This is a genomic window from Brucella anthropi (assembly GCF_046630315.1).
GTDB classification, from domain to species: domain Bacteria; phylum Pseudomonadota; class Alphaproteobacteria; order Rhizobiales; family Rhizobiaceae; genus Brucella; species Brucella anthropi_A.
In genome coordinates this window covers 1-3,229 of record NZ_LQBD01000029.1, presented here as the reverse complement: position 1 = coordinate 3,229, position 3,229 = coordinate 1, and the positions used below count along the sequence as shown (strand labels likewise).

Below are 3,229 nucleotides of genomic sequence, written 5' to 3'. Positions count from 1 at the left end.
CGACTACATCGAGATGTTCTACAACCCCAAGCGCAAGCACGTCAGGAACGGGATGCTGTCACCCGTCGAGTTCGAACGGCAGCAGGAAATGTAACCCGAGGGCGTCCACGAAACTCGGGGCTATTCAGTAAGGGCTTGCCCTGGTTACAATCCACGCGGCTCAATTCTTCAAACAGTCGGTGCCAGCCCATATGCCTATACAGCAGGACTTACTGACGAAACTATCAACTTGTATTCCGGCACCGGCGTCACGGCTTCAATTGATGGCGTCGCTGTGGCAAATCAATCTCCCTGCACTTTTGCTCTTCGTCCGAGGAAAACAGCCACCATTGCCTACGCTACAACACCAACAATGACTGTCACACGGTCTTAGTTCTATCCGGTGACACCCCAAATATGTATCGCAGGATAAAACGACCGAAGCGTTTTTCCAATTTGGTCGCGCAATATAAGGAGAACGCCGTAATCAGAACCAAGACCAGAAGAAATGATAACGAGAAAGGAGCGCCCAATCGTGTTAGCTCAGCAATTAACGGCATGCCGACAGGCTCGTGTAAAAGATACAATGGGTAGGTGGCCAGCGCCAAGTTTGTCACCAGCCTATACGATTTCTCGGATCGAATGAATGATAGTTCGTGTGGACGAAGCGCGACGAAGGTGATCGCTAACAAGATCAGTGCGCTTACGATCTCGGCCTCAAAGGCGTGGTGCTCTATCGCGCCATATCGAGCTTGCAGCCGTACCCATGCGATAGAAAACCCAAATATAATAAGTGGGACGTTGCTCTTAACTGAATTGTTTGTCGTTGTTCCGAGTATAATTCCAAAACAAAAATAAACACCATAATCAGATATAACTAAAAAATTGAACGCGGGAATATTTAAACTTGGAGCTAGGATGAGAGATATGCTCCAAATTATAGCAAAAGTTCTCATGCTGTCTGTGGTAACTAATCTCATTGTCGCAACAAATACAGCAATAAGAATGTAGAACCGAACCTCAAAAAATAGTGTCCAAGCTGGTCCTATAATGGTTGGATAGCCATAAAACCATTGCAAGCCAGTTAGAGACATTAAAAGTTGTGGCACTGGTGGGTGCACCGACATAGTAAATGAAGCGAGAATGATCCCGATTACCGTCGCAATAAAATAGGCCGGAAACAATCTAATAAACCGAGCCCGGGCAAAGTCATCCCAAGATCTGCCAACGGCGCTTTTGCTAATCACGATACCGCTTAGAATGAAGAAAATGTCAACGCCGAGGAACTCAGGCTCCAATAGAACCCTGATTACGTGCGGAAAGGAAGGTATTTCATACCCGCGCTTCATGAGTTTCATGAAGCCTTCCGTTGTGGTCCAATGGTGAAATAGTACCCAATAAGCGGCAAATATCCGCAGCAAATCAAGTGCCATAAAGCGTTGTTTTTGTACTGATCCCGCTACTTTTGTCGTGATGTTCACTATCCGCCCTTAGCTCTTATGAACGCTTGAAAGAGCATTAAAGGAACGAGAAACATTTAGCAATATCTAGAAATGAAACCCTTGCCGCCCACTGAGGCGGGTCAGACTGCTGACAAACCCCTGGCTATGCCGGGGGTTTTATGATTCATTGGGACATGTTGAAGAAACCCGCCGACGAACAGACCACGCTCGAGATGGTGACGCTCGATCAACTGGTCCCGAAAGATCATCAGCTTCGCAAGATCGATGCGGTGATCGACTTTTCTTTCATCCATGATCGGGTTGCTGGGCTTTATTGCCCCGACAACGGCCGTCCGCCGCTCGATCCGACCTTGATGTTCAAGGCGCTGTTCATCGGCTACCTGTTCGGCGTGCGCTCCGAGCGTCAATTGGTGCGTGAGATTGAGGTCAATGTCGCCTATCGCTGGTTCCTGCGCCTGAAGCTGAGCGATACGGTGTTCGACGCCTCGACACTGAGCCAGAACCGGCGGCGGCGCTTTAACGACACATCGGTCGCCCAGGACATTTTCGACCACATCGTCGAACAGGCGATCAGGCACGGGCTGGTCGACGGCACGGTGCTTTATACCGACAGCACGCATCTGAAGGCCAATGCCAACAAGGGCAAATACGATCTGGCGATGATCGAGAAGTCGCGCGCCGACTACTGGGCCGCTCTCGACCGGGCCATCGATGCCGAGCGGGCATTGCATGGTCAAAAGCCGCTGAGGGAGAAAGAGCGCGAACCGCAGACGAAGGAAACCAAGGTGTCGCGCACCGATCCGGAAAGCGGCTATATGGTGCGCGACGGCAAGCCGAAGGGCTTCTACTATCTCGACCACCGCACGGTGGATGGAAAGCTGGCCATCATCACCGACATCCACGTCACGCCGGCTAATGTGCATGACAGCCGCGTCTACCTCGACCGGCTGGATCGGCAACGCCGGCGCTTTGACTTCGCGGTTGGCGGGGTCGGGCTGGATGCCGGTTATGCGACAGCGGCCATCGCCCAGGGTTTGGAGGATCGCCATATCCTCGGCGTCACCGGCTACCGCACTCCGACGCCGCCCAGGGACGGCATGATGCGCAAGTCGAAGTTCGCATTCGAAACCGATGTCGATGGCTATCGCTGCCCCCAGGGTCAATTGCTCACCTATGCCACGACCGACCGCAACGGTTACAAGCATTATGTATCCGATGCGGCCATCTGCCGGACCTGCCCGCTGCTCGCCTCCTGCACCAGTAACGCCAAGGCCATCCGCACCATCACCCGGCATGTCTGGCAGGATGCCCGCGAACGCACTGACGCCCATCGTCTCACGGCTTGGGGAAAGGCGATCTATAAGCGGCGCAAGGAAACGGTGGAGCGATCCTTTGCCGACGCCAAGCAGCTGCACGGCCACCGCTACGCCCGCTTTCGAGGCCTTGTCCGCGTCGCCTGCCAATGTCTGCTGCAGGCCGCCGCACAGAACATCAAGAAGATCGCAATGGTCCTGACAAAGCCGCCAAGGGCAGCCACCGCATGAGCGGCTGCGGCCGCTTGCAACATCTCGCAAACGCAGTCGCAAAACGCGACCCCTCTCAAAAAACCAAACCCGCCGAAAAATATCGACGGGTTTGTCAGCAGCCTGTGCCGCCCACTGAGGCGGCTTTTTCTTTGCCCGAAAGGAAATCACCAATGGCCAAGGGAACCTTTGCCAAAACGACGCCGCATGTCTTCTCGGAAGAGGGCGGGTATGTGGATGATGTTGACGATCCGGGCGGCGCAA

The 3,229-nt window shown here is 53.5% G+C and carries 3 protein-coding genes and 1 pseudogene; 3 read left to right on the top strand and 1 reads right to left on the bottom strand.

Going from position 1 to position 3,229, the window contains the following annotated elements; translation table 11 throughout:
• On the top strand, nt 1-94 hold a 94-nt coding region (locus AVM02_RS13725; protein WP_297564976.1), incomplete at its 5' end, for an IS3 family transposase.
• Between the two features lie 265 nt (nt 95-359).
• Here AVM02_RS13725 and AVM02_RS13720 read toward each other — a convergent pair.
• Nucleotides 360-1,460, bottom strand: coding sequence for an acyltransferase family protein (locus AVM02_RS13720; RefSeq protein WP_411507486.1), 1,101 nt, complete (start codon nt 1,458-1,460; stop codon nt 360-362).
• A 155-nt stretch (nt 1,461-1,615) separates the two neighbouring features.
• Here AVM02_RS13720 and AVM02_RS13715 point away from each other — a divergent pair, with 155 nt between their 5' ends.
• On the top strand, nt 1,616-2,986 hold the full coding sequence (locus AVM02_RS13715) for an IS1182 family transposase (RefSeq protein ID WP_411507485.1): 1,371 nt from the start codon (nt 1,616-1,618) through the stop codon (nt 2,984-2,986).
• Between the two features lie 152 nt (nt 2,987-3,138).
• Nucleotides 3,139-3,229: pseudogene (locus AVM02_RS13710) on the top strand (acetylmuramidase); the annotation flags it as partial.